Annotated in this window: 18 protein-coding genes; 11 read left to right on the forward strand and 7 right to left on the reverse strand. The window is 65.0% G+C overall.

What is annotated here, in order from left to right; translation table 11 throughout:
- Window positions 1-81: 81 nt before the first annotated feature.
- The 4 genes from FJW05_RS11600 to FJW05_RS11615 are packed head-to-tail and all read right to left on the reverse strand — an operon-like array spanning window position 82 to window position 5,139.
- Window positions 82-1,860, reverse strand: a complete 1,779-nt coding sequence (locus tag FJW05_RS11600) for an ABC transporter ATP-binding protein (protein ID WP_140631749.1) — start codon at window positions 1,858-1,860, stop codon at window positions 82-84.
- The gene (locus FJW05_RS11605) at window positions 1,857-2,876 is read right to left on the reverse strand and encodes a glycosyltransferase (protein ID WP_140631753.1); all 1,020 of its coding nucleotides are present in this window, start codon (window positions 2,874-2,876) and stop codon (window positions 1,857-1,859) included. The genes FJW05_RS11600 and FJW05_RS11605 overlap by 4 nt, the downstream gene beginning before the upstream one ends.
- Complete coding sequence (locus FJW05_RS11610) at window positions 2,873-3,982, reverse strand: glycosyltransferase family A protein (protein ID WP_140631756.1); 1,110 nt, start codon at window positions 3,980-3,982, stop codon at window positions 2,873-2,875. The genes FJW05_RS11605 and FJW05_RS11610 overlap by 4 nt, the downstream gene beginning before the upstream one ends.
- A gap of 2 nt (window positions 3,983-3,984) precedes the next feature.
- Complete coding sequence (locus FJW05_RS11615) at window positions 3,985-5,139, reverse strand: acyltransferase (protein ID WP_140632072.1); 1,155 nt, start codon at window positions 5,137-5,139, stop codon at window positions 3,985-3,987.
- 458 nt (window positions 5,140-5,597) lie between these two features.
- On the opposite strand from FJW05_RS11615, the gene FJW05_RS11620 reads away from it, so the two are divergent.
- From FJW05_RS11620 to FJW05_RS11635, 4 genes are read left to right on the forward strand one after another with little or no spacing between them, the layout of a single operon-like run.
- Window positions 5,598-6,476, forward strand: a complete 879-nt coding sequence (locus tag FJW05_RS11620) for an ABC transporter permease (RefSeq protein ID WP_140631759.1) — start codon at window positions 5,598-5,600, stop codon at window positions 6,474-6,476.
- On the forward strand, window positions 6,473-7,312 hold the full coding sequence (locus FJW05_RS11625; RefSeq protein ID WP_140631762.1) for an ABC transporter permease: 840 nt from the start codon (window positions 6,473-6,475) through the stop codon (window positions 7,310-7,312). The genes FJW05_RS11620 and FJW05_RS11625 overlap by 4 nt, the downstream gene beginning before the upstream one ends.
- Window positions 7,309-8,451 carry an ABC transporter substrate-binding protein gene (locus tag FJW05_RS11630; RefSeq protein ID WP_140631764.1) on the forward strand — a complete coding sequence of 381 codons (1,143 nt, stop codon included), beginning with the start codon at window positions 7,309-7,311 and terminating at the stop codon, window positions 8,449-8,451. Before FJW05_RS11625 ends, FJW05_RS11630 begins: the two co-directional genes overlap by 4 nt.
- A complete protein-coding gene (locus tag FJW05_RS11635; protein ID WP_140631834.1) occupies window positions 8,444-9,601 on the forward strand; it encodes an ABC transporter ATP-binding protein in 1,158 nt (385 codons plus the stop codon). The genes FJW05_RS11630 and FJW05_RS11635 overlap by 8 nt, the downstream gene beginning before the upstream one ends.
- A gap of 230 nt (window positions 9,602-9,831) precedes the next feature.
- Here the strand turns inward: FJW05_RS11635 and FJW05_RS11640 are convergent, their stop codons facing one another.
- Complete coding sequence (locus tag FJW05_RS11640; RefSeq protein ID WP_140631837.1) at window positions 9,832-10,047, reverse strand: hypothetical protein; 216 nt, start codon at window positions 10,045-10,047, stop codon at window positions 9,832-9,834.
- 639 nt (window positions 10,048-10,686) lie between these two features.
- On the opposite strand from FJW05_RS11640, the gene FJW05_RS11650 reads away from it, so the two are divergent.
- Window positions 10,687-11,532: a hypothetical protein gene (locus FJW05_RS11650; protein ID WP_140631840.1), complete on the forward strand. Its 846-nt coding sequence runs from the start codon at window positions 10,687-10,689 to the stop codon at window positions 11,530-11,532.
- 57 nt (window positions 11,533-11,589) lie between these two features.
- The gene (locus FJW05_RS27715; protein ID WP_140631842.1) at window positions 11,590-12,360 is read left to right on the forward strand and encodes a hypothetical protein; all 771 of its coding nucleotides are present in this window, start codon (window positions 11,590-11,592) and stop codon (window positions 12,358-12,360) included.
- A gap of 33 nt (window positions 12,361-12,393) precedes the next feature.
- Here the strand turns inward: FJW05_RS27715 and FJW05_RS11660 are convergent, their stop codons facing one another.
- The gene (locus tag FJW05_RS11660) at window positions 12,394-13,371 is read right to left on the reverse strand and encodes a GlxA family transcriptional regulator (RefSeq protein WP_140631845.1); all 978 of its coding nucleotides are present in this window, start codon (window positions 13,369-13,371) and stop codon (window positions 12,394-12,396) included.
- Window positions 13,372-13,638: 267 nt separating this feature from the next.
- Between FJW05_RS11660 and FJW05_RS11665 the strand changes: the two genes are divergently transcribed.
- Window positions 13,639-14,355 (forward strand): hypothetical protein, encoded by a 717-nt coding sequence (locus FJW05_RS11665; RefSeq protein WP_140631847.1) that lies wholly within the window; start codon window positions 13,639-13,641, stop codon window positions 14,353-14,355.
- On the opposite strand, the gene FJW05_RS11670 is transcribed toward FJW05_RS11665, so the two are convergent.
- Complete coding sequence (locus FJW05_RS11670; RefSeq protein WP_140631850.1) at window positions 14,293-15,162, reverse strand: tetratricopeptide repeat protein; 870 nt, start codon at window positions 15,160-15,162, stop codon at window positions 14,293-14,295. The genes FJW05_RS11665 and FJW05_RS11670 overlap by 63 nt on opposite strands.
- Window positions 15,163-15,360: 198 nt before the next feature.
- Here FJW05_RS11670 and FJW05_RS11675 point away from each other — a divergent pair, with 198 nt between their 5' ends.
- The 4 genes from FJW05_RS11675 to FJW05_RS11690 are packed head-to-tail and all read left to right on the forward strand — an operon-like array spanning window position 15,361 to window position 19,271.
- Window positions 15,361-16,221 (forward strand): xanthine dehydrogenase family protein subunit M, encoded by an 861-nt coding sequence (locus tag FJW05_RS11675; RefSeq protein ID WP_140631853.1) that lies wholly within the window; start codon window positions 15,361-15,363, stop codon window positions 16,219-16,221.
- The gene (locus tag FJW05_RS11680; protein WP_140631856.1) at window positions 16,221-16,697 is read left to right on the forward strand and encodes a (2Fe-2S)-binding protein; all 477 of its coding nucleotides are present in this window, start codon (window positions 16,221-16,223) and stop codon (window positions 16,695-16,697) included. Before FJW05_RS11675 ends, FJW05_RS11680 begins: the two co-directional genes overlap by 1 nt.
- 3 nt (window positions 16,698-16,700) lie before the next feature.
- The gene (locus tag FJW05_RS11685; protein ID WP_140631859.1) at window positions 16,701-18,965 is read left to right on the forward strand and encodes a xanthine dehydrogenase family protein molybdopterin-binding subunit; all 2,265 of its coding nucleotides are present in this window, start codon (window positions 16,701-16,703) and stop codon (window positions 18,963-18,965) included.
- 60 nt (window positions 18,966-19,025) lie between these two features.
- The gene (locus FJW05_RS11690; RefSeq protein WP_095768248.1) at window positions 19,026-19,271 is read left to right on the forward strand and encodes a MoaD/ThiS family protein; all 246 of its coding nucleotides are present in this window, start codon (window positions 19,026-19,028) and stop codon (window positions 19,269-19,271) included.
- Window positions 19,272-19,323: the final 52 nt, after the last annotated feature.

Genomic DNA, 19,323 nt, shown 5'->3' on the forward strand with positions numbered 1-19,323 from the left:
CGCCAGAACCGTCCTCGCTTCGGCACATCGGAGGAGGAAGTGATGACGAAGACGATGCGGGCGAGCCCCTGCTCGTGCTCCTCACTCCGGCCGATACAACTCATCCATGGTGAGCTTCGCCATCTCAGTGAACGGCGCCTGTTTCTTCACTCTACCATGCTCCAGGATCACCAGGTCGTCGCAGAACGAGATCGTGCTGCGGTGGTGGCTGATGACGATCGTGGTGCGGCGGCCGGCGCGCGACTTCAGCGTCTCGACGATCGCCGCTTCCGAAAGCCCGTCCACTGCGTTGGTGGCCTCGTCGAGGATCAATATGTCGGGGTCGCGTACAAGAGCGCGCGCGAGCGCGATGCGCTGCCTTTGCCCGGCCGAAAGGTTCACCCCGCGATAGCCGACCACCGTCTGGTAGCCTTGGGGTAGCGTTTCGATAAAGCCGTGCGCCTCGGCAAGCTCGGCGGCGCGGCGGGCCTCCTCGAACGTCGCCGCGTCCTTGCCATAGGTGATGTTGTCGAGGATCGTACCGTCGACCAGCTCCAGCTCCTGACTGGCGAGAGCGATGTGGCGGCGCCAGTCGGCCGGGTCGATCTCGCCGAGTGGCGCGCCGTCGACGAGGATCTTGCCTGCATCCGGCTCGACGAAGCGACAGAGCAGGTTGACGATCGTCGTTTTGCCGGCGCCGGAGCGGCCGATCAGCGCCGTCGAGTGCCCGCTCACGATGTCGAAGCTCGCCGCATGCAGCACCGCCGCGCGCTGCTCCTCATTGGCATAGCTGAAGCTCACGCCCTCGAAGGCGATTTTTTTGCTTAAAGTGGCGAACTGCCGGCTGCCCTCGGGCGGAGCGGGCTTGCCATCGGGATCGAGCAGCCAGGTCACCTCTTCCAGCGAGCCGGAAAGACCCTGCAACTGGCTCCAGGTCATCTGCAAGGCTCTGACATGCGGCTGCAGGCGGTAGAGCAGGATGAGGAAGGCGGCGACCAGCGGGAAACTCAAGCCCGCAAGCCAGGCGCCGATCACCACCGCCAGGAACAGCATGGCGTGCAGAACTTCGGTCAGCGGCCCCAGCGCGCCCTGGCGGTTTGAGAGCAGGAAGGCCGCGCGCCGCACGCCGTCGGATGCCTTTTCGAACGCCGCCTTCTCGCGCGCCTCCTGGCCGAAGATGCGGATCAGCCGGCCGGCATGGACGAGATGCAGCATTTGCGAGGCCAGGGCGCTGTTGCGCGCCGAAACATTGCGGCTGGGCGCCCTGAGATGCGCCGACAGCGCCATATGCGCCGCTTGCACCAGCGCCAGCCCCAGCATCACCAGGAGCGTCATCGGCCACGAGAGCAGCAACAGAAAGGCGAGCAGGATGAGCGCCGCCGAGGCGCTGACGATCGCGCTGAGCATACCCTGGATGGCGTCCGACGCCCGCCAGGATTCGCTGGAGATGATGTTGAGCAAGCGGCCCGGGCTTTGCCTGAGAAAGAAGGGATAGCCGACATTGAGCAGCCGCTCGGCCAAGGCGCCGCGTATCGCTTGGCTCGCCTTGCCGTAGATATGAGCGGTCAGCACCGAATTGGCGAAGGCGAGGAGGTTCTTGAGCAGGATCGAGCCGAGGATAGCGGCCGAAATCGCAATCAGCCGCTCACGCTCGCCTAGCCCGGCGCCGACCTTCTGCAGGAGGGCGGAGAGGCCGGCCATGCCCGTCGTCGCGCCATGGCCCATGATGATGCCAAGCAGCGGGATGATCAGCCCGATGCCGAGCCCTTCGAGCGCGGCACTTGCAAGCCCGAGCACGACGACGACGGGCATCAGGCCGAGCTGACGCCGTCCGAGCGCGCGCTGCAATATCGACAAGATAGGGGCTTTGGGTTCGATCATCGCGCGCCGGCCTCGGCCCTGGCCTCGGTGGTTTCCTGGGCGGGCCGCTCCTGCCGGTCAGGCCGCCCGGCAAGCACCAAGGCCATGAACTTCGCCGCGCCCGCCAGGTTCATCAGCACGATCGGCCAGTGCGACAGGCTGAGCTCCTGGTCGAAGCGCGGACCGCCGAAGAGCTCGCGCGTGGCCGCCCGCGTTGCCCAGTAAAAGTGACGAAGCAGCCACGGGGCGCGGCGCATGTGTTTCAGGCAGAGCGCACCGTTGCCGAAGTGATAGTCGCGGTGCAGCCGTTCGATCGCCCTGCGGTCGCGCCTTCCATGATGGTGGAAGATCGTCATATCCGGCACATACTCCACCGCCATGCCGGCCAGCATGGCGCGCACCAGGTAATCCGTATCCTCGGCCGAGCGCAGCGCTCCGCCGGCGCCGAAGCGTTCGTCGAAGGGACCGATCAAGGCGGCAACATCGCGATGCATGGTCATGTTGCAGCCGAGCACGAAGCCGCCCGGATGGACGGCGCGCGTCAGCCGCTTGCGCTGTTCGCAGCGCTTGATGGTGAAGGGCAGGTCCCCGGCGTCGCCGATCTCGACGCGGCCGCCGCGGATTAGCCATTTCTCGCCGCTCGCATAATGCCGCTCGAGGTCGACGAGATAGTCGCGGTCGAGCCGGCAATCGTCGTCGACGAAGACCAGCACGCGCCCGCGCGCCCGCGCCATCCCGGCATTGCGCGCCGCCGCCAGTCCGGGCCGTGGCTCACAGATAGCCGTCAGCGCCATGTCGGACGTCGTGGCGATCCGCGAGAGATAGTCGGCCGTACCGTCGCGCGAGCCATTGTCGACCACCACCAGCTCGGCGGCGAAGGCAGGATGCGTCCGGCAGGCGGCGCGGATCGAATCGATGCAGGACTTCAGCACCGCCGCGCGATCACGCGTGCAGACGATGAAGGAGACCTCAGGCCGCGGGTTCGGGCCGGGAGGCGAGCGTAGATGCTGCAGCAGCGGATGGCGATCGGCGTTCATGCCGCCCCCATCCGATAAGGCGCAAGCACGGACGCCGCCGGCGCGGATTTGAAGCGATAGGCGACCCTGTCCGCGCGTTTGCCAGCCCATATCGAAGCCTGGCTCAGCCAGGGCGCCCAGGCGCCGGCGCGCAGCGCGTATTTCTCGCGGCGGCGGATGACGTCCCACTTCGCCGTCAGCGTCAGCAACTCATGCGCCAACGCCGGCCGCTGCTGGTCGTTGACGAGCTGGTAGAGGAAATAGAACAGGTTCAGCGCGCCGGCCTCGAAGCTCGGCCGCGATGCGGCCGGCAACTCGGCGATCCGCTCCTCCAGGCTGCGGATGAACGCGGCCGCGCGGCGCACGGTATCGAACGAAACACTGTCGCCAATGGCGCGCAGATCCTGCGTTTCGTCCGCCAGCCCCTCGCGCTCGAGATTTTCGCCGACAATCCGGAGGTGCGTGCGCCGCATCTCGCTTGCATGCAAGCTGGTCACGCTGCCGGGATGCAGGCGATAGACGAGCAGGCTATCCGGCATCAGCGCCGCCGGATAGCGGTCGGCAAGCCGCCGGAAGAGATCGAAATCCTCGGCGTGCCGGTAGCGGCCATCGTAATGCAGGTCTGCCTCGCCGATGACCCGGCGGTTGTAGACCACCGTCGGATGCATGAAGATCGTGAAGAACTTCGACAGCACGGGGAGGAGACCGAGGCCGAACACCGGATCCAGCCTGCCTCGCGCGACGCGGCCGTGCAGCAGCGTGTCGACAAGCGAGCCGCAGAAGCCGAGTTCGGGCCGCGCGGCAAACAGCGCCGCCTGGCGCGACAGGCGCCAAGGATAGGCAAAGTCGTCGGCATCCATCCGCGCCACCAACTCGCCCCGGGCTATTGACAGCCCCTCGTTGAGGCTGGCGACGAGGCCGCGATTCTCGCGCGAGATTATGGATACGCGGCCGTCCGCCTTGCGGAAGCGCTCCAGGATTTCCAGCGACCTGTCGGTCGATCCGTCATTGATGGCGATGACTTCGAGCCGCTCGTAGTCCTGCCGCAGTATCGATTGGATTGCAGCGCCGACATAGAGCTCGGCATTGTAGATCGGCAGCACGACGGAGATGAGCGGGCGTATCATTGTCAGCTCCGGTCCGTCGGCTGCAGATCGAGCGCCGCTTTTGCGCCGGGATATGTGGCGCCGAACCGCCGGGCCTCGCTCGGCGCACGAGCGCGTGGCCGCGCGATATAGGGGAAATAGCGCTTGAAGCTGTTGAGCGGCTTTTCGAACAGCACCCAGGACAGCGAGGCGACAATCAGCGTGGCGGCGCCCGCGACCAGGAAGCGGCCCGGCCCCTCCTCCGAGACGTTGAGCGGGATCCACGGCTGCGCCTTTACGGTATAGGCGAGGAGGATCGCGTGATAGAGATAGACGCCGTAGCTGATGCGGCCGAGGAAAAGCAGCGGAGGCAGTTCGGCCAGCCAGCCGAGCGTGCCGGGAAGGCCGTTCGAGCACATCGAGACGATCGCCACCAACGGCACCAGCGGCAGCACCTGCACCAGGAGCCAGCGCGGCCATTCCCATGTCGAGTTCGCCGGCCCCGGGTCGGACAAGACGACGAGTAGGAAGAGCGCCACGAAGGCCGGCCAGCCGAACCGCATCCAACGCGGCACGCCGGCGCCCCTGGCGCGACGTACGGCAAGCAGCGCGCCGCAGGCAAGCGCATCCATCGAGGCCGGCGGCAACAGGTCTCGGGCCAGCGCCGGGTTGGCGGCGATCGGCCAGTAGAAGCGGTAGGCGAGCGAGAAGCAGATGAGGCCAATGGTGATCGCCTCGATGCGCCTGCGCGGCGCCAGGAGCACGATCAGCGGCCAGGCGATGTAGAACTGCTCCTCGATGCTGAGGCTCCAGAAATGGCAAAGCAGCCAAGGCGTCCAGTCGTTGCGATGCGCGTACCAGAAGTTCGACAGATAGAGCGCGTGCCAGACGAGCGACGATCCAGCCTGTTCAAGATCGGTGAACCAGACGAAGGCCAGTACCGCGAAATAGGGCGGGAATATTCGGATCGCGCGCCTGGCATAGAAGGAGCGCAGCGCCGATCCAGCCGCGAATTGGTCGGCGTCGCGCGCCTCCAGCAAAAGCCTGGTGATCAGGAAGCCGGAAAGCACGAAGAACAGCCGCACTCCGAGATGACCAAGGAAGGACGTGCCGCCGGGCGCGAAGAAATGCGAATAAAGCACAAGCGTGACGGCAGCAGCCCGGAGCGCGTCAAGCTGGAGGTCGCGACCGCCGGGCATCATTCGCAGCCGCTGGTGCTGACGACATGGCCCGGGCCGCCGGCCGCAACATCCGTGCCGGTCAACGGAAAACGCAAGCGTGCCGACTCCTAAACCGTATATTCGCCTACGCTAAAGGACTGCGGCACAAAATGGTGCGGTGCAACACAGAATAGTTATCAGGCTGAATGAAAACGTGACTGTTCGTTCCAGGAAATGACACATCTATGCCGCTATTCTGCCTCTTTTGACGAAGCGGCAGGCTCTAACCAATGCGGATGCATCAAGCTCTTCGAGGCTGCTGGAGAACTGCTCAGACAACGCCACAATGTACCCGGCGACATACCAAAAGGGGTTACCCTCCTCGCTTCCATCTCTCTGGCTCAATCACCGCCTGTAGACATAGAGGCGGCAATGAAACAATCTTCACTGCGGGAACATAAGCGCGCCTCGAAGAAGGCGCCTAGCTCCGGGTGCGCATGAACAATCGCTGGACCTTGTACGATCCGCGCCTGGCCTGGATGCTGGTTGCACCGGTGCTCTTGCTGCTGATCTTCTTCCTGGTGCTGCCGATCGCGGTGATGGCGGCCTATACGTTCTTCACCTTCGTCACCGCAGGCGTCGAAACCAGCGCGCTGACCACCGCCAACTGGCAGGAATTCTTCACGGACAGCTATTATTCCGGCTTCCTTCTGAAGACGCTGAGAGTCGGCGCGATCACCGCGCTGCTGTGCGGCGTGCTCGGCTATTTCCCGGCCTATTTCATCTGGGCGACGAGCTTCAGGCACAAATGGCTGCTCTTGCTCCTGCTCATCGTGCCGTTCTGGATCAGCTTCACCATCCGCACCTTTTCCTGGATCAACATCCTTGGCGAACAGGGCGTCATCAATGTCGCGCTGCTCAAAATGGGCATCATCAATGCGCCGCTGCCGATGCTCTACAACGAAGGCGCGGTGATCCTGGGACTGCTGCACTTTCTACTGCCCTACATGATCCTCAACGTCTATGTCAGCCTCGAGGGCATCGACCGAACGCTGATCTCGGCGGCGCGCTCGATGGGCTGCACCAGCGCACAGGCGTTCCGCGAGGTGACCCTGCCGCTGTCGCTGCCGGGCCTGGCGGCGGGGCTGCTGCTGTGCTTCGTGCTGGCGGCCGGCAGCTATGTGACGCCGCAGCTCTTGGGTTCGGGCCGCGACGCGCTGTTCGGCAATCTGATCTACGACACCATCATGAGCGAATTGAACTGGCCGATGGGCGCAACGCTGTCGATCGTGCTGTTCCTCTTGCTCGGCTTCTTCGCCGCCATCTACACCCGCTACATGGGCATGTCGCAGATCGTGAAGGGGTTGGGCGGATGAAGGCGCGGCGCAAGGAGGAAGGCAGATGGGCCTGGCGGCTGACCGGCTTCGTCACGCTCTGCGTCTACATCTTCATGTTCGCGCCGATCGTCGCGACCGTCATCCTATCGTTCAACGCCTCGATGTTCGGCGGCTTCCCGATGACGGGCTTTTCGCTGCAATGGTACGCTAAGCTGATGGGCAATGAAGCCGTGCTGGCCGCCTTCCGCACCTCGCTGTGGATCGCGCTGGTCACTGCCGCCGTCACCACAGCCATCGGCGTCGTCACGGCGTTCGCGCTGGTGCGTTTCGAGTTTCCCGGCAAGCAGGCGCTGAGCACGCTGGTGATCCTGCCGGCGCTGGTGCCGGAAACCATCCTCGGCGTCGGCCTTCTGGTGCTGATCAAGGCGATCGACCAGCCGCGCACGATGCTGCTTCTGGTGCTCGGCCATATCCTTTTAGCCGTGCCCTATGTGGTGCTGATCGCGCAGGCGCGCATGGTCGGAATCCGGCGCGTCTATGAGGAGGCGGCGCTTTCGCTGGGCGCCTCGCGCTTTTCGTCCTTCCGCGAGATCACGCTGCCGCTGCTCATCCCGGCGGTCGTCGGCGGCGCGCTGCTCGCCTTCACCATCTCGTTCGACAACACGTCGGCCAGCCTGTTCTGGCGGCCGGCAGGCGTCGAGACCATGCCGACGCAAATCCTCTCGATGCTGAAAATCTCGATCAGCCCGGAGATCAACGCGCTCGGCACCGTGATGATTGTGGTGACGGTCGGCATCCCGCTGATCGGCGGCCTGCTGATGCAAAGCCTGACAAAACTGAGAAGACGTAGCGAACCCAAGGAGGAAGCACGATGAAACTGACCACCACCAAGCGGCTGGAGCGGCTGCACGACCGCTATGTCAACGGCGATCTCAGCCGACGGACGTTCCTGAGCCTGACCGCGGCTGCCGCGGCCTCGGCCGGCCTCTCCATGCCATGGATGAGCCGGGCGCTTGCCGCGGTCGAGCAGGTGCGCTTCGACGGCTGGGGCGGGACCGTGCAGGACGCGATCGACAAGTTCGCCTTCCAGCCCTACACGGCCAAGACCAAGATCAAGGTGGTCCAGGGCACGTTCGGCGACGAGGACGAGATCATCACCAAGATCAAGACGGCGAAGCCCGGCGACTACCAGGTCATCCATTCCTCGGGCGTCAACTACTACATCAAATACGTCAATGGCGGCCTGACCTCGGAAATCAACGAGGCCAACATTCCCAACATGGTGAATGTGCTGCAGCCGATGATCGAGCCGTTCCGTAAGCTGACGCCGAAGCTTTCGGCCGTGCCTTACGACTACGGCACCACCGGCATTGCCTACAACACCAAGGTGATCTCGCCGGAGGAAGCCAAGGAAAAGGGCGCCGCACTTCTGCTCGACAAGAAATATGCGGGCAAGGTCGGCGGCTATTCCGACATGACGACGCGCGTCTGGTACGCGGCTCTCGCCACCGGACAGGACCCCAACAACCTCAAGGACATGGACACGATCTGGGCCAAGGTGCGCGAGACGCGCGACCTCGCCAAGAAGTTCTGGAGCTCCGGCGCCGAGCTGATGGACCTGCTGTCCAAGGGCGAGATCGTGGTGACCGATGCCTGGTCGGGCCGGGTCGCCGCTTTGCAGGATCAGGGCCACCCGATCGGCTATCTCGATCCGGCCGGCTCCTATGCCTGGATGGAGGACATGCTGATCCTGAAAGGCTCGCCGATGGCTGAGTGCGAGGAGCTGATCAACTTCATGCTCGATCCGGCGACCTCGATCGCGGTGGCCGAGGGCCAGAGCTATCCGCCGTCGCTCGACCCGAACAGGGTCAAGCTGACCGACAAGATCGCAAAGCTGCCGGCATTCGATCCGACCGGCACGATGAAGGCGTTGACCTTCGCCGATCCGACCTACTGGGCGACCAACGAGGACGCCTGGACCAAGCAGTGGAACAGGATCTCGAAAGGTGCCTGACAGCCAGGACACGAAAATCCATCCCCGGCCGGCCTCGGCCGGGGCGGAAGGCGCGGGCACGGCCGCCGGGGCGAACAGCCCCGCGGTCGAGTTCCGCAACATCGATATCGCCTACGGCAAGTTCGTCGCGGTGCGCGATTTCTCCCTGTCGATCGGCAAGGGCAGCTTCGTCACGCTGCTCGGCCCTTCGGGCTGCGGCAAGACGACGATCCTGCGCTCCATCGCCGGGCTGGTCGACATTTCGGCCGGCCAGATCATGATCGGCGGCCGGCGCGTCGACGACGTGCCGATCTACAAGCGCAACATCGGACTGGTGTTCCAGAGCTATGCGCTGTTTCCGCACAAGAGCGTGTTCGACAATGTCGCCTTCGGGCTGAAATATCGCAACGTCGCCAAGCCCGAGATCAAGCGCAAGGTCGGCCAGGCGCTCGACATGGTGCGGCTGCCGGGCAGCGAGAAGAAACTGCCCTCGCAATTGTCGGGCGGCCAGCAGCAGCGCATTGCGCTGGCGCGCGCCATCGTCTTCGAGCCGCAGGTGCTTCTGCTCGACGAGCCGCTCTCAGCGCTCGACGCCAACATGCGCGAGGAGATGCGCGTCGAGATCAAGAAGATCCAGAAGGAAACCGGCATCACCGCCATCTTCGTCACGCACGACCAGGAAGAAGCGCTGTCGATGTCGGACCGCATCGTGGTGATGAATGCCGGCTCGGCCGAGCAGGTCGGCACGCCGGAAGAGGTCTATGAGCGGCCGGCCACCGCCTTCGTCGCCGACTTCCTCGGCAAGGCCAACATGCTTTCGGGCACGGTGAGCAGAACCGACGGGCCGACCATTGTCACGCTCGCCGGCGGCCAGACGATTAATGTCCTGTCACCCAGGCCGCTGCCGCAGGGAAGCGCCGTCACCGTCGTGGTGCGGCCGCAGAAACTGTCGGTCGGTGGAACGAGCGCCAACCGGTTGTCCGGCCGGGTCGTGTCGGCCTCCTATCTCGGCGGCAGCGCCATCTACGAGGTCGACATGGGCGGCAAGGCGAACATCCGCGCCAACGCCCCGATCGACGGCCGCGTGCTGCGCGAAGGCGAAGCGGTCGAACTCGGCTTTGACGCCGACGACTGCGTCTTGCTGGACGAGGCCGGGCTGCGAATTTCCTGAAGCCAGCGACCGCGTTCCCCCAGGCATGGGCGGTTGCCACGCGTCCCGTTCTGATCGATGCACCACGGCGGCGGCCTTTCGTCGGTCGCGGTGCCTGGAGCGGTTCACCGTTTCACCGAAACAGCGAGCGGGTCCATGTCCTTGCTTTGACGCAATTCCGGACGGAGAACCACCTTGGCGGTCCGTAGGTCTGCCGAGTAATCAGTACGATCCTTGGCGGCTATTACAGCTCATTTCTTGGAGAGAAACGCCTTGCAGGCAGGAGTGAGCTCACTGATATGCTGTTTAAGACAGCTTAACCCCTTTGCGTTGTCGACCATCTTGCACAGTCGTTGGGCATCCGCCCTGCATGGTGTTTTGTAGGCGTCTTTCGCTAAAACGGCGTCGGCGAGGAAAAGCGATATAGAAGCAAGAAGTGCCAGTCCAAGCGATTTCTGTTTGCGCATGATTTAATTCCCCTCTGAAAATGAGCATAGTAACGCAGCCTTATATACGCGACTCCTGATATAATGGGAAGGCAAACAACTTCGTGACGACGCGGTCACCGGATTGGCCGTGAATGTGCCGCCATGCGGCAGCGTGGTCCTTGCCTGCGGTCGGATCGAACACCGCCGTGACATCGGCGCGCCCGCCGACGGCACCCGCCGGGAAGCCGCCGCCGATGATCTTGCCAGCGCGCCGTCAGGTCCCTGCCGCCACAAGTTCTGCCGCGAAACGATCGACATGAGGTCTAGTCCATTTGGATGATGCTTCCTACGCCTGAAAGCGTATTTGGTATAAGCGGCCGGAACGATTTCGAAAAATACAGATTATTCAGCGGTATAAATCAAAACGGAGCGAACTGTTACAACAAGAACCGCAATTCATGCACAGAGCCGCTATGACACGTTCTTGAGCATCGCGAGGAATGCCCAGTAGACAGAGGACCGTGGCCAGTGACGTCCATACATGGATCTTACGAGGAGTTCGAAGACGACCCGCGCCCGGCATGGGTTCGCTTCAGCATGCGCCACTGGAGGTGGAGCGCCGTTCCCGGATGCATCCTCCTCTTGGCGGCGGTATCTCCGCCAGACAACGGCGCCGAAATGCAGCAACAGATCGCGGCGGCGCGAGGCGAACTGGCCTCGACAAAAGCGCAACTGGGCCTGAGTCAGGATGCCGAGCGCACAGCAAGCGCCCAGGCAAGGCTGTTGGCCAGCACTTCCGCAGAGCAGACAAAGGCCCTGAGAGAAGCGAACCAAAGCAACGGAACCCTCAAGCTCGATCTGGAAGCGGCGCAGCGCGTCATCAAAGACTTGAAGGCACAATTGATTTCCGCAAACGAAGCACGCAACGCCGTGGAAGTGTCCCTGGCCGAGGCAAATCAATCGGTTGCCGAAGAGCGCCATAAGGTCGAACAATTCGAGCACGAACTCGCCATGGCTCGCCAGGCCGGCGAGGCCGATCAGAAACGTGCAAATCTGGCTGCGGCCGAGCGGGCCACCGCCCTAAAGGACCTCCAACTGGCGGTTGCTGCCGCAAAGCATGTCAACGAGGCATTGGATCTGGAACACACGCGCGCGGTTTCGGCCGCAAGCGATGCCGATGACGCCCGTCGGGAAAGAGACGCTGCGAAGCAGGCATCTGCCGACTTGAGCGCGGCGCTGGAGCAGGAGCGCCAAAAGCTGACCGACATGTCCGTGTCTCTTACCGCTGCGCGAAAGGCGATCGACCTCGTCAAGGCGCAAAGTGCGCGCCGCGCAGCGCAGATGGAGCGCGCGCCCGGGACGCGTTCCGCCGCGGTTCCACTTGCCAGCCAGGATGGCCTAGCTGTCCGCCAAACGGGCTTGCAGGATAAGAACAGAGCGAAGATCCCAAGATCGCCGAAACGGGTTCTGGCGGCGACGACGATCACTCTCCCCGACGCGTTGCTTCCGACCCCGCCTCGATGATGATGGTCGGGAGTACATTTGGATTGGCACGAACGCATGCCCAGGAGGGGTCCTGAAATGGGCAAATACGTGGCGGTCGCCTTGATGATCGCAGCCGCTACCGGACCGGCGGCCGCCCTTGATGTCGGCGGTGGCGGCAAGGTCGGCGGCATTGGCGTCGGCGCTGGAGTGAGCGCCGGATCACAAGGTGTCTCCGCTGGCTTGGGGGCAAGTGTCGGCGGCTTGGGCGGCGCAAGCGTTGGCGCGTCGGTGAGCTCAGGCGGCGTCAGCGTTGGCGCGTCGGCAGGCGCAGGAGGGACAAGCCTTGGCGCGTCCGCGAATGCTGGTACCGGATCGATCGGCGCGAGCGTTTCGACGGGTGACGCTGCAGGCAGCACAAGCGCGGGCGTGTCGACGGGTGCCGGCACCGCAACGTCGGGCACCAGGGACACCGCGCCCCCCGACAATCCCACCGTTTTCTCCGCCAAAAGCGCAACAACCGCGATCAGCCTGCCATCCATCCTCAAACCTTCCAGCGCACGTGGTGGGGAGTTCGGGCGGTTTAGAGCGGGCTATCCTTTTGCACCCCTTGTATCGCTGAAAGCGAAGCCAGGCACGCCGCCCAAAGTCGTGAGCGCTTGCCGCGCGGCGATCATGTCAGTCGCGACGCCGCTTGGTGCTGTGCGCGTATACGCGGTCAGTGCCGGTCCGATGCGCCAACGCAGAGCCGGTCTGGCGGCGCCGATCGAGGTGAGAATAAACTATGCGCTTCCAGGCGGCATCCAAGTGCGACAAGCGAAAGTTCTGTGTCGCCTTGGTGCGACGGGGAAAGTCATCGCGGTGACATAGAAGCCAGCTTGCCGAGGTCGTGCGCAGGGACCGCTATCTGGCAACGTCACTCGCTGCCCGGTTCGGATGCCTCAGATGGGTCGGCGTGATGCCGGCCTGCTGGCGGAAGACGCGGCTGAAATGGCCGGCATTGGCAAAGCCGCAGCGATAGGCGATCTCGCCGATCGCGAGGTCGCTGCCTTCCAGCAGCGATCTGGCATAGTGAACCCTGAGCGCCAGATAGGCGGCCATCGGGCCGATGCCGAGCTCGGCGCCGAACAGGCGCTCGAGCTGGCGGCGCGAGCAGTTCTGCCTGGCGGCGATCTCGGCGATCGGGATCGGCTCCTGAAGATTGCTTTCCATCAGGAGCAGCGCCCGCCTCACCGCGCGGCTCGCGGCCGCTGGAAAAAGGTCGCCGACCGGCTGCACGTCGCGGCTGGAGCGGATGCGGTCGAGCACCAGTATCTTGGCCGCCTTTTCCGCTGCCTTCCGGCCGATGAATTGCGAGACGAAATAGCCGGCGAGGTCGGCCGCTCCCGTGCCGCCGGCGCAGGTGGCGCGGCCGCGGTCGACGGAATAGAGGCTGTCGGCATGGGCGTTCACATCGGGGAACTCGGCGCGAAAATCCTTGATGTGGAACCAGCTGACTGCGGCGCTGTAGCCGTCGAGCAGGCCGTAGCGCGCCAGCACGAAGCTGCCGGTGCAGAGCGCGGTGAGCGGCACACCCTTCTGCGCGGCGCGCAACAGGAATGCCTCCTTTTCCGAGCTCAGCTTGCGGCTGGTGTCGAGCAGGCCGCCGACCACCACGACATTGTCGAAATCCTCGGGATTGCCCATCGCCCTGGTCGGCAGCAATTCGACGCCGCAGCTGGCGCGGATCGGCAGGCCGCGCTCGCCGACGATCTCCCAGTCGAACTCGATTCTGCGGCTGCGGTCGCCCTCGTCGCCGGCGAGCCTGAGCGTGTCGATGAACAGCGACAGCGGCGACAAGGTGAAATCGCGCACCAAAAGAAATGCGAACTTCTTGGCCATTGTTTCGCGAACCGACCTTTCCGAACCAGGCGCCACCCTGGAGCGCCGGCCGTGAGGTTTATCTACCGGCGAGCGGACTGGATAGCGTGGCGTTGAATAGCGTTTTGAACCGTTGCATGATTCCTCGTGCGCGCCTTCGGCGATCGGCAGGCGTCGCAATCCGGCACGGCGCCGTCATCGCCGGTCACGGCAGGTTGACACCTGACTGACCGGGCGCCGCTTGGAGCGCGGCGGGCAGGCATGGTATCGCAATGCCGGGAGGTGGCGATGCGTGTGATTTTCCGATGTGATCCGATGCTGGCGGAGCATTTGCCGCGCCCGGTGCCGGCGCGCGGCGTGTTGCCGGACTGGCTGCGCATGATGCCCGCCACCGCCTATTCGGCGATCCACGGCCGCTATATCCGCACGCTCAAGCAATGCCCGCCGGTAGTCGACGCGATGACTTACGGGTTCATGATCCTGCTGCCCTGCGACGTCGTCGTCGACCAGGGCAAGTTTTCCTGGGACTGGAAGGTTCCGGAACCCGCCACGGGGAACCACCCGCGAGCGCCGCTGAGCTTTCACACGCCGGGGCAGCTCGCGGGCAGCCCGTTCGCCGCGCCTGGCCAGGCCGCGCTCAAATTCAACAGCTTCTGGACCATTGAGGTCGAGGATGGCTGGTCGCTCTACGCGACGCACCCGGTCAATCGCGAGGACCTTCCCTTCAGGCTGGTGACCGGCCTCGTGGATTCGGACCGGTTCAGCGATGGCGGCATCAATTTCCCGGCGATCTGGAAGGAGCCCGAATTCTCCGGCGTGCTCCGCAAAGGAACTCCGGTCGCGCAATGCTTCGCGGTTCCGCGGGCCGCGCCTCGGCTGGAATACGAAGTGTTCGACGAAAAACGCCAGGCCGCCTATGCGCGGACGGTCGCGGATGTCCTGTCAACGCCGGGCGTCTACCGCAAGCGGTTCCGCGCCAGGCGCGGACGCTCCACCGGCGAGTGAAAGACGCAGCGCACCCTCGTCGAGCCAGAGCCGGCCGCATGGCGCGGAGGTGAGCGCCATGGCGATGACGCCGAAGGTGGACGGGGCGAGACGATAGGCTCGCGAATAGGCCGCCATCGCCCCCTCGAGGTCGCCCGTCTCCTGCAGGACGACGCCGAGATTGACCGCGGCTTCCGCGGCGTCCGGGCTCATCTCCAGCACATGCCGGTAGGCCTCGGCGGCGGCGTCGAACTTGCGCATGTCCTGGCGCACCAGCCCGAGGTCGAACCATTGCGCCGGATGCCCGCCGCCGGCGACGGCGCGTTCGAGGAAGCCTTCCGCCTCGGCAGGCACGCCGCGTTGCCAGGCCAGGCGTCCGAGGCGCGCCATAGCCTCCGCGGATTTCGGATCGCTTTGCAGGACCTTTGTCCAGGCCGCGCCCGCGGCGGAAGCATCGCCCGCCTGATCGAGGGTGCGTGCCCGCTCGAGAAGGATTTCCGCCTGGGACGATCGCCTGGCGGCGCGATCCAGGAACTGCAACGCAGCATCGAACCGTCCCTCGGCCCGGGCGATCCTGCCTGCCAGGATCAGGGCGGGAACATTGTCCGGACGCGTCGCCAGGCTCGCCTCGATGCGCGCCCGGGCTGCAGGCATGTCCGCCCTGGTGAACAATACGGCCGCCAGAAGGTGGCAGAGCGCGGAATCGCCCGGGTGCCGCTTCAGGCCAAGCTCGCACAGGTCCATCGCCTGGGCGTGGTCGCCGGAATTGAAGGCGGCCACGGCGCGGCGAACCAGATCCTCGCTGCTGGCTTGACCGGTGCTGGTCACTGAATTTGAAGCTCCTCTGTAGTGGCGCGGACGCCCGGCTCAACGCAGGCGCGTGGTTGCGGGGCCCAGGCCTGGAAGATTGGGCCAGGAATTAGGGCCAACCTGCCTGACTTGGATGGTGCAATGCACGAACGGGATGGCCATTATAACCAGACGCTTTATAACGGGCGATCCGATTATGACCACCAAGGGGAGACGATGCGTTACATACGTCCGCTTTCAATCGAAGATGCCGTTGGCGAGCTCGCCAAGGCAGTAGGCCCGGCCGCGATCCTGGCCGGGGGCAGCGACCTTTTGGTGAGGATGAAGGGCGGCTTCATCGAGCCCGAGCTGATCGTCGACATCAAGGCAATCGGCGGCCTGGCCGACATCGCCGAGACGGCCGACGGTTTCCGGATCGGTGCCGCCGTGCCCTGCGCGGTGCTGGGCGAGAACAAGGCGCTCAAGCAGGCATGGCCGGGCGTGGTCGAGGCGGCCAACCTGATCGGCTCCAAGCAGGTGCAGGGCCGTTGCACCATCACCGGCAATCTGTGCAACGCCTCGCCCGCCGCCGACAGCGTGCCGGCGCTGGTCGCGGCCGCGGCACAAGCAGTCATCGCCGGGCCTTCGGGCAAGCGCACGATCGCCGTGGAAGCCGTGCCGACCGGACCCGGCCGCACGTCTCTGGCCAAGGGCGAGATGATCGAGGCGATCCTGCTCGACAAGCGGCCTGAGCATGCGGGCGACGCCTATCTGCGCTTCATTCCGCGCACCGAGATGGACATCGCGGTGGTGAGCGCCGGCGTGAACCTGACGCTGGACGAGAAGGGCGCGATCAAGACCGCCCGCGTGGCGCTCGGCGCCGCCGCACCCACGGTGCTGCTGGTCGAGGAAGCCGGGCAGGTGCTGATCGGCTCGAAGCTCGACGAAGAGACGCTGGAGCGGCTGGCAAAGATCTGCTCCGGCGCCTGCCGCCCGATCGACGACAAGCGCGGCACCATCGAATTCAGACGGAAAGTCGCGGGCGTGCTGGCACAGAGAGCCGCAACGACCGCCTACAAGCGTGCGGGAGGCAAATAATGGCCGGTATAGCTGTATCAACCACGATCAACGGCGACGCCGTCGAATATCTCTGCCAGCCCGATGAGACGCTGCTCGACGTGCTGCGCGACCGGCTGGGGCTGACCGGCGCCAAGGAAGGCTGCGGCACCGGCGACTGCGGCGCCTGCAGCGTCATCGTCGACGGCAGGCTGGTCTGCTCCTGCCTGGTGCTGGGCGCCGAAGCCGAGGGCCGCAAGGTCGAGACCATCGAAGGCATGGCGCATGGCGACCAGCTGCATCCGCTGCAGCAGAAGTTTTTGGAGCACGCGGCCTTGCAATGCGGCATCTGCACGCCGGGCTTCCTGATCGCGGCCAAGGACCTGCTGGAGAAGAACCCCTCGCCCACCGAGGAGGAAATCCGCTTCGGGCTCGCCGGCAATCTCTGCCGCTGCACCGGCTATGACAAGATCGTGCGCGCCGTCCAGGATGCGGCCCAAGTGATGAAGGGAGCGTAATCCATGAACTTCGATCCGCGCTACTCCGGACGCAATTTCTCATCGGTCGGCACCCGGCCGATCCGCCCCGACGGCGTCGACAAGGTGACGGGACGCGCCCGCTACGGCGCCGACTTCAACATGGCCGGACAGCTGGTCGGCCGGATCCTGCGCAGCCCGCACGCGCATGCGGTGATCAAAAGCATCGACACGTCGAAGGCGGAAAAGCTCGCCGGCGTGAAGGCGGTGATCACGGCCAAGGACCTGCCCGACCTCACCGACGGCGACGCCGCCATGTACGACATCCTCGACAACTCGATGGCGCGCAAGAAGGCGCTCTATGACGGCCATGCGGTGGCCGCGGTGGCGGCGATCGACGCCCGCACCGCCCGCCAGGCGCTGAAGCTGATCGAGATCGACTATGAGGTGCTGCCGCATGTCACCGATGTCGACGAGGCCGCGCACCACCACGCGCCGTTGATCAACGACCAGGTCTTCACCGAGGGGCTGGAGGAAAAGCCGGCAAAGCCCTCCAACGTCACCAAGCGCACCCAGTTCGGCCATGGCGACGTCCACAAGGGTTTTGCCGAGGCCGATTTCATCGTCGAGCGCTCTTTCAAGACCGAGCAGACGCATCAGGGCTATATCGAGCCGCATGCCTGCGTGGCGAGCGTCAACCCGGACGGCACGGCGGAGCTCTGGGTCTGCACGCAGGGCCATTTCGTCTACCGCCAGCATTGCGCCCAGCTGCTTGGGCTCGAAGCCTCGAAGCTGCGCGTCACCTCGTCCGAGATCGGCGGCGGTTTCGGCGGCAAGACCCATGTCTGGGCCGAGCCGGTGGCGCTTGCCTTGTCGCGCAAGGCCGGCCGCCCCGTAAAACTGGTGATGACCCGCGACGAGGTTTTTCGTGCCTCAGGGCCAACCAGCGCCACCTCGATCGACGTCAGGATCGGCGCCAGGAAGGACGGCACCATCACCGCGGCGGAAGCGACGCTGCGCTACAGCTGCGGCCCCTATGCCGGCTCCTGGGCCGAGATCGGAGCGATGACTGCCTTCGCCTGTTACAAGCTCGAGAACGTCAAGACGGTCGGCTACGAAGTGCTGGTCAACCGGCCCAAGACCGCGGCCTACCGCGCGCCCTCCGCGCCGATGGCCGCCTTTGCCGTGGAAAGCGCGGTGGACGAGCTCGCCAAGGAGCTCGGCATGGATGCGGTGGACTTCCGCATCAAGAACGCCGCGCAGGAAGGCACGCGCTCGTCCTACGGCCCGGTCTACGGACCGATCGGCATCGGGCCGACGCTGGAGGCGGTGAAGAGCCACCCGCACATGAAGGCGCCGTTGAAAGCCAACCAGGGACGCGGCATGGCTTGCGGCTTCTGGTTCAATTTCGGCGGGCAGACCTGCACGGATCTGAACATCGGCATGGACGGCACGGTGTCGTTGGCCGTCGGCACCGTCGATGTCGGCGGGTCCCGCGCCTCGCTGTCGCTGGTGGCGGCGGAGGAGCTCGGCATCGACTACGGCAATGTCAAGGCGATCGTCGCCGACACGTCCTCGCTGGGCTACAACGACATGACCGACGGCAGCCGCGGCACCTTCTCCTCCTCGATGGCGACGATCTCGGCCGCGCGCAACGCGATCAAGATCCTCAAGGATCGCGCCGCGCAGATGTGGGACATCCCGGTGGAGGACGTTACCTGGGAAAAGGGCCACGCCATCGCCAAGGGCGAGAAATACGGCAACCTCTCGCCGCTGTCGCTGAAGGACATCGCGGCCAAGTCGGGCACGACCGGCGGCCCGATCGCCGGCCATAGCGAGCTCGTCGCCGACGGCGCCGGCGTCTCCTTCGCCACCCATATCTGCGACATCGAGGTCGACCCCGAGACCGGCGCGACCAGGGTGATCCGCTACACGGTGGTACAGGATGCCGGCAAGGCGGTGCACCCGACCTATGTCGAGGGCCAGTACCAGGGCGGTGCCGCGCAAGGCATCGGCTGGGCGCTCAACGAGGAGTATATCTACGGCAAGGACGGGCGGCTGCAGAACGCCGGCTTCCTCGACTACCGCATCCCGGTCTGCTCCGACCTGCCGATGATCGACACCCAGATCCTGGAAATCCCCAACCCCAACCACCCCTATGGCGTGCGCGGCGTGGGCGAGACCTCGATCGTGCCGCCGCTGGCGGCAATCGCCAACGCGGTGTCGAACGCGGTCGGCGTGCGCATGACCCACATCCCGATGTCGCCGCCGCGCATCCTGGCGGCGCTGGAGGCGGAGCGGGAAGGCTGATGCCGAAAAGCGCGAAGCGGTTTTCGGCTCACATCCCCGCCCGATGAGGAGCCGGGCCTGATGGTCGAGGTCACCCTCTGGGGCTCGCTCAGCGCCGTCGCCGGCGGCAAGGCCAAGCACGAGATCGAGGCCAAGGACATAAGGGAGCTGTTCCGCAAGCTTGCGGAACAGTATCCCGGGATCGAGCCGTGGATCGACCGCGGGATCGCGGTGGCGATCGACGGGACGATCTACCGGGATACGTGGAGCAAGGAACTGCCGGAGGGGGCGGAGATATTTTTGCTGCCGCGGCTGGCTGGAGGGTGATGGGGACGCGCGGCCCCATAGGCTCTGCGCGCGGGAGACCAAAGCGTCCTGC

Origin of the sequence: Mesorhizobium sp. B2-9-1, from assembly GCF_006439455.1 — a bacterium.
Classification (GTDB): domain Bacteria; phylum Pseudomonadota; class Alphaproteobacteria; order Rhizobiales; family Rhizobiaceae; genus Mesorhizobium.

What these genes read in the sequence shown, in the direction of transcription:
- FJW05_RS27715 (WP_140631842.1), top strand. Translation starts at nt 11,590, where the DNA reads ATGGGCAAATACGTGGCGGTCGCCTTGATGATCGCAGCCGCTACCGGA.
- FJW05_RS11675 (WP_140631853.1), top strand. Translation starts at nt 15,361, where the DNA reads ATGCGTTACATACGTCCGCTTTCAATCGAAGATGCCGTTGGCGAGCTC.
- FJW05_RS11605 (WP_140631753.1), bottom strand. Translation starts at nt 2,876, where the DNA reads ATGAACGCCGATCGCCATCCGCTGCTGCAGCATCTACGCTCGCCTCCC.
- FJW05_RS11600 (WP_140631749.1), bottom strand. Translation starts at nt 1,860, where the DNA reads ATGATCGAACCCAAAGCCCCTATCTTGTCGATATTGCAGCGCGCGCTC.
- FJW05_RS11640 (WP_140631837.1), bottom strand. Translation starts at nt 10,047, where the DNA reads ATGCGCAAACAGAAATCGCTTGGACTGGCACTTCTTGCTTCTATATCG.
- FJW05_RS11650 (WP_140631840.1), top strand. Translation starts at nt 10,687, where the DNA reads ATGCAGCAACAGATCGCGGCGGCGCGAGGCGAACTGGCCTCGACAAAA.
- FJW05_RS11625 (WP_140631762.1), top strand. Translation starts at nt 6,473, where the DNA reads ATGAAGGCGCGGCGCAAGGAGGAAGGCAGATGGGCCTGGCGGCTGACC.
- FJW05_RS11620 (WP_140631759.1), top strand. Translation starts at nt 5,598, where the DNA reads ATGAACAATCGCTGGACCTTGTACGATCCGCGCCTGGCCTGGATGCTG.
- FJW05_RS11630 (WP_140631764.1), top strand. Translation starts at nt 7,309, where the DNA reads ATGAAACTGACCACCACCAAGCGGCTGGAGCGGCTGCACGACCGCTAT.
- FJW05_RS11685 (WP_140631859.1), top strand. Translation starts at nt 16,701, where the DNA reads ATGAACTTCGATCCGCGCTACTCCGGACGCAATTTCTCATCGGTCGGC.
- FJW05_RS11665 (WP_140631847.1), top strand. Translation starts at nt 13,639, where the DNA reads ATGCGTGTGATTTTCCGATGTGATCCGATGCTGGCGGAGCATTTGCCG.
- FJW05_RS11615 (WP_140632072.1), bottom strand. Translation starts at nt 5,139, where the DNA reads ATGCCCGGCGGTCGCGACCTCCAGCTTGACGCGCTCCGGGCTGCTGCC.
- FJW05_RS11690 (WP_095768248.1), top strand. Translation starts at nt 19,026, where the DNA reads ATGGTCGAGGTCACCCTCTGGGGCTCGCTCAGCGCCGTCGCCGGCGGC.
- FJW05_RS11660 (WP_140631845.1), bottom strand. Translation starts at nt 13,371, where the DNA reads ATGGCCAAGAAGTTCGCATTTCTTTTGGTGCGCGATTTCACCTTGTCG.
- FJW05_RS11680 (WP_140631856.1), top strand. Translation starts at nt 16,221, where the DNA reads ATGGCCGGTATAGCTGTATCAACCACGATCAACGGCGACGCCGTCGAA.
- FJW05_RS11610 (WP_140631756.1), bottom strand. Translation starts at nt 3,982, where the DNA reads ATGATACGCCCGCTCATCTCCGTCGTGCTGCCGATCTACAATGCCGAG.